This window comes from Peribacillus sp. (assembly GCF_059453735.1).
The window spans coordinates 1-4821 of sequence record NZ_JAZVJO010000311.1 but is presented as its reverse complement, the minus strand read 5'-3'; the positions used below and the strand labels follow the sequence as shown (position 1 = coordinate 4821).

5 protein-coding genes are annotated in these 4821 nt (G+C 39.5%); all 5 read right to left on the bottom strand.

What is annotated here, in order from left to right:
- On the bottom strand, positions 1-1161 hold a 1161-nt coding region (locus AC52RT_RS09960), incomplete at its 3' end, for a leucyl aminopeptidase family protein (protein WP_495540599.1).
- 108 nt (positions 1162-1269) lie between these two features.
- Complete coding sequence (locus AC52RT_RS09955) at positions 1270-2091, bottom strand: ABC transporter ATP-binding protein (RefSeq protein ID WP_495540598.1); 822 nt, start codon at positions 2089-2091, stop codon at positions 1270-1272.
- Entirely contained in the window at positions 2084-3082 is a 999-nt protein-coding gene (locus AC52RT_RS09950; RefSeq protein ID WP_495540597.1) for an ABC transporter ATP-binding protein, read from the bottom strand. The genes AC52RT_RS09955 and AC52RT_RS09950 overlap by 8 nt, the downstream gene beginning before the upstream one ends.
- 10 nt (positions 3083-3092) lie before the next feature.
- Positions 3093-3989, bottom strand: coding sequence for an ABC transporter permease (locus AC52RT_RS09945; protein ID WP_495540596.1), 897 nt, complete (start codon positions 3987-3989; stop codon positions 3093-3095).
- A 15-nt stretch (positions 3990-4004) separates the two neighbouring features.
- Positions 4005-4821 (bottom strand): ABC transporter permease (locus AC52RT_RS09940; RefSeq protein ID WP_495540595.1); only part of this gene is annotated, 817 nt, incomplete at its 5' end.

Genomic DNA, 4821 nt, shown 5'->3' with positions numbered 1-4821 from the left:
ATCGCTTTGTAAATAATATAAATAATCATCATACACCGGCATTGGCCAGACATAGTCACCCGTTTGATCGCCCAGTTGCTTATAGTGCCACAAGTCCGATTCTGCGTTACTGAATACGCCTGCCGCTTTTAAACCAAGGGCACTGCCAATACTTCCTGTTAAAGTAGCAATATCTATAATGGTTTTTGCCCCCAGTAATTGCGCATAGAGTAATCCATCAGCCAAAATCAACCGGCCTTCAGCATCTGTATTTCCTACTTCTACATGAAGTCCATTTCGATAATGAATGATATCTGATGGCAAAAATGCGTTTCCATCAGCAAGATTTTCAACAAGCGGCAAAATGGCCACCACATTTACCGCTTTGTTGGAATCAGCCAGCAGCTTCAATGCCCCTGTTACTGCAGCCGACCCGCCCATATCCATTTTCATCTCACCAATATCATTACCGGTCTTAACATTGGTTCCGCCCGAATCGAATGTCACACCTTTACCGACCAAAGCAATTTTTTCTTTACTAACATCACGTTCAAGCGTCAGGACAACAAGTTTTGCCGGTTCACTGCTTCCTTTTGCTACTGTATGAATCCCGACAAATTGATTACTTAATAATTCATGATCGTCAATCACTTGAACGGATACTTCTGTTCCATGGAATACTTGCTTTAGCCGTTTAGCATATGCAGAAGGTGTTAATTTATTGGCCGGTTCATTACATAAATCCCTGGCAAGATTGACTGCATTTGCCCTGATACGTGCCGCATGATCATATTCTCTTAACCTTTCATCTTCCCATAGCATGGTTAATTGATTTAGTTCCACAGCCTTTTTATAAGATGAAAATTGGTATTCAGCCAAATACCAGCCTTCCATAAAACAGCTAATGACCTGACCAAGTTCTGGTTTCTCCGCCCGCTCCATAATCAATGAAACCTCTGCCGAAACAGCTGCAGCCTTGGCATTTTGTAGGCTTTTTCGGGAAATGCCGCCTAAAAAACGAATATCCTCCATTGTGAGAAATTCTTGACCGATTCCAATATAGACGATCAATTCCTCTCCTTTTGTAATAAGCTGCACTTTACCAAATTCAATGCAAGACTTCTCTTCAAAATAAACGATATTATCATTTACTTCATGAATCGGTACGATGTTTATTTGCATTTCCTTCTCCTCATTTGCATCATATATGAAAAGCAATCAGCCGCTCTAAATTGCCTCAGACTAATTCTACTTACATAGTCATTTACTAATCTATGGATGATTAAGTTTCTAATTCAGTTGTTTTCTTTTTGCCTTTGGAATCATTTGCGGGATGGAGGACAATAGTGTTTTTGTGTAATCATGTTTTGGATGATTAAAAATATCTTCCTTCGTTCCTATTTCAACCAAATCCCCGAAATACATGACACCAACTCGATCACTAATATGTTCTACAACACTTAAATCATGAGAAATAAATAAATAAGTCAAATTAAACTCTTCCTGTAAATCTTTCATTAAATTTAATATTTGCGCCTGGATAGAGACATCGAGCGCAGATACAGGCTCGTCCGCAATGATTAATTCAGGCTGTAAAATCAAAGCCCGTGCAATTCCGATCCGTTGCCGCTGCCCACCACTGAATTCGTGCGGATACTTATCTAAATGAAATTTACTGATTCCGCATTTATCCAGAAGATCTTCTACACGTTTATTTTTTTCTCTCGAAGACATTTGTTTAAAATGAATATCCAAAGGTTCTCTTAAAATATCCTTTATTTTCATTCTCGGGCTTAAAGAAGCATAGGGATCCTGAAACACCATTTGCATTTTCTGCCGATATTTTTTCCATTCGTGCTTACTTGCGTTTGTTAAGTCCTCACCTTTAAAAATAATAGATCCTGAATCTACTGGAATGAGTCCGTTGAGCAGCCGGCCGGTAGTTGATTTTCCGCAGCCAGATTCACCAACAAGCCCCAATGTTTCACCTTTATTAATATGAAAGGAGATGCCATTTACTGCTTTTACATACTTTTTCTCTTCAAACCAGCCTGTCTTAATCTGGAAATGCTTTTTTATGTTTTTTGCTTCAATTAAATTATCATCACACATTCAGCATTTCCTCCTTTTTCTTTACCTCTTCATCCAATAACCAGCATCTTGCAGAATGATTGCCATCTGCCATCAACTCTGGTTCTTTTTCATGACAAATCGGCATGGCTAAAGGACATCTTGGCGTAAACTTACATCCTTTCGGCATGTTGTTCGGGTTGGGTACGGTTCCAGCGATTGAATTCAGCCGGTCCTTATTAGATCCGATTTTGGGAACCGATTCCATCAGTCCTTTTGTATAAGGGTGTTTCGGATTTTCAAACAATTCAACAGCACTTGCTTCCTCGACGATTCTCCCGGCATACATCACAATAACTCGATCACAGATTTCAGCCACAACTCCAAGATCATGCGTAATTAGTAAAATGCCCATATTCGTTTTTTGTTGAATCTCTTCCATCAACTTCAATATTTGCGCCTGAATGGTTACATCTAACGCAGTAGTCGGCTCATCTGCAATAAGTAATGAAGGGTTACATGAGATTTGCATCGCAATAATAACTCTCTGCCTCATGCCACCGGAAAGTTGATGTGGGTAGTCCTTCATAACTTGCTCCGCCCGCTGGATTCCAACGGATTTTAGTTTTTCAATCGCATACTGTTGTGCCTCTTTTTTGGACATTCTCATATGAAGCATAATGGTTTCCCTCATCTGCTTCCCGATGGTCAATACAGGATTTAAGGCTGTCATAGGCTCTTGAAAAACCATTGACAATTCTTTCCCTCGATATTTCGTCATTTTCTTTTCCGAAAATGTTAATAGATTTTCCCCTTTGTATATAATTTCGCCATCCGCAACCTTGCCGCTTGTTTCATGGAACAGACGCATAATTGATAATGATGTTACACTTTTCCCGCTGCCTGATTCACCAACTAATCCAACTATTTCACCTTGGTTGACGTGAAAGCTGATGCCTTGTACGACCGGTAAGAAGCCATTTTCAGTCTGAAAACCTGTTTTAAGATTTTTTACCTCTAGTAAATCTGGCATATAAACACTCCTAGTCTTTCATTTTTGGATCGAGCATTTCTCGTAATCCATCACCTAATAGATTAAAAGCTAAAACGGTTAAGAAAATAATTAAACCAGGGAAAAATACTAAATGAAATGCAGTACCAATATAGTCTCTTGAAACACTTAACATTGCCCCCCAGTCAGGTGAAGATGGCTCCGCACCCAAACCTAAAAAACTCAAACTTGCTGCTGCCAGAATGGCTGTACCAACATTCATCGTATAATAAACAATAATTGTCGGTAACGTTTCCGGAAAAACATGTTTAAACATGATTCGCAACCGGCTTGCACCAAGTGATTCTTCCGCTTCAACGAATAGCATTTCTTTTACTTCCAATGTTGCTCCGCGGACAATCCTAGCAAAAGAAGGAACACTGAAAAAAGCAACCGCAATAATCACATTTTTTAAACCAGGCCCTAAAATAGCAACAATTCCAATAGCCAAAATCAATTCAGGAAACGCAAAGAGTACATCACAAATACGCATAATTAATTTATCGACCCATCTACCAACAAAACCACTGATCAATCCTAAAATACTTCCAACAATCGCCCCGAGTGTAACAGCGGAAATACTGACCGAAAGTGAAATTCTTGCGCCCGCGATGATTCTGCTTAAAATATCACGCCCATATTCGTCTGTTCCAAACCAATGGCTGGCAGAAGATGTCTCGAGCACTCTTGTATAATTTTGTTCTGCCGCATTATAAGGTGTAACATATGGACCAATGATAGCTATAATTAACAGGAATAAAACAAAGTAGAAGGAGATAACCGCTGGCTTTTTCCGACGAAATAAACGCCAAAATTGAAGAAGGGGACGATTACCTTTCGTCTTCATTTGTTCTATTTCAAAAATAGTTTCTGTTTGAAGATTGCTCATAATTATCTTCCCTCCTTACTCATATCGGATTTTTGGATTCAAATAGCTGTACACAATATCTATGAGCAAATTCACGACAATAAACTGTATGGCGAATAATAATATTTCAGCTTGAACAACCGGATAATCACGGAATTGAATAGAATCAATTAATAGAGTTCCCAGCCCCGGAAAACTGAATACCTTTTCAACCACAACAGAACCACCAAGCAAGAAGCCAAACTGCAGCCCGGCAACGGTCACAACCGGAATTAAGGAGTTCTTCAAGGCATGTCCAAATATAATCTGACTGCTGTTCAATCCTTTTGCACGTCCCATCCGGATATAATCCTGTTTCATACTCTCCACAAGGGATGATCGCGTAAACCTGGCAATCATGGCCATAATCCCCGCACCTAAAGCGAATGAAGGCATAATGTAGCTTTTCCAGCTTTCTGCTCCTCCTGTTGGAAAAATACCCAGCTGCACAGAAAATATTTGAATAAGAATAAGACCAACCCAAAAGTTTGGAAGTGAAATACCGGATACAGCTGTAAACATTCCCAGATGATCTGGCCATTTATTTCGATATACTGCAGAAACAACTCCAATTAAGATTCCAACTACCAGTGCCCAGATAATACTTATAAAAGTTAGACCTAAAGTTGGTAAAATTCGTTCTCCAATCAATTGACTAACTGCTACACCTGATTTTACCGAATAGCCCAAATTACCAGTCAGCAGGTCCTTCAAATAAACAAAATACTGCTCATATAATGGCTTATCCAACCCCAAACTTACTCTTGCCATTTCTACTTCTTCCGCAGTTGCCTCTTTCCCAGCTAAAAGCCGC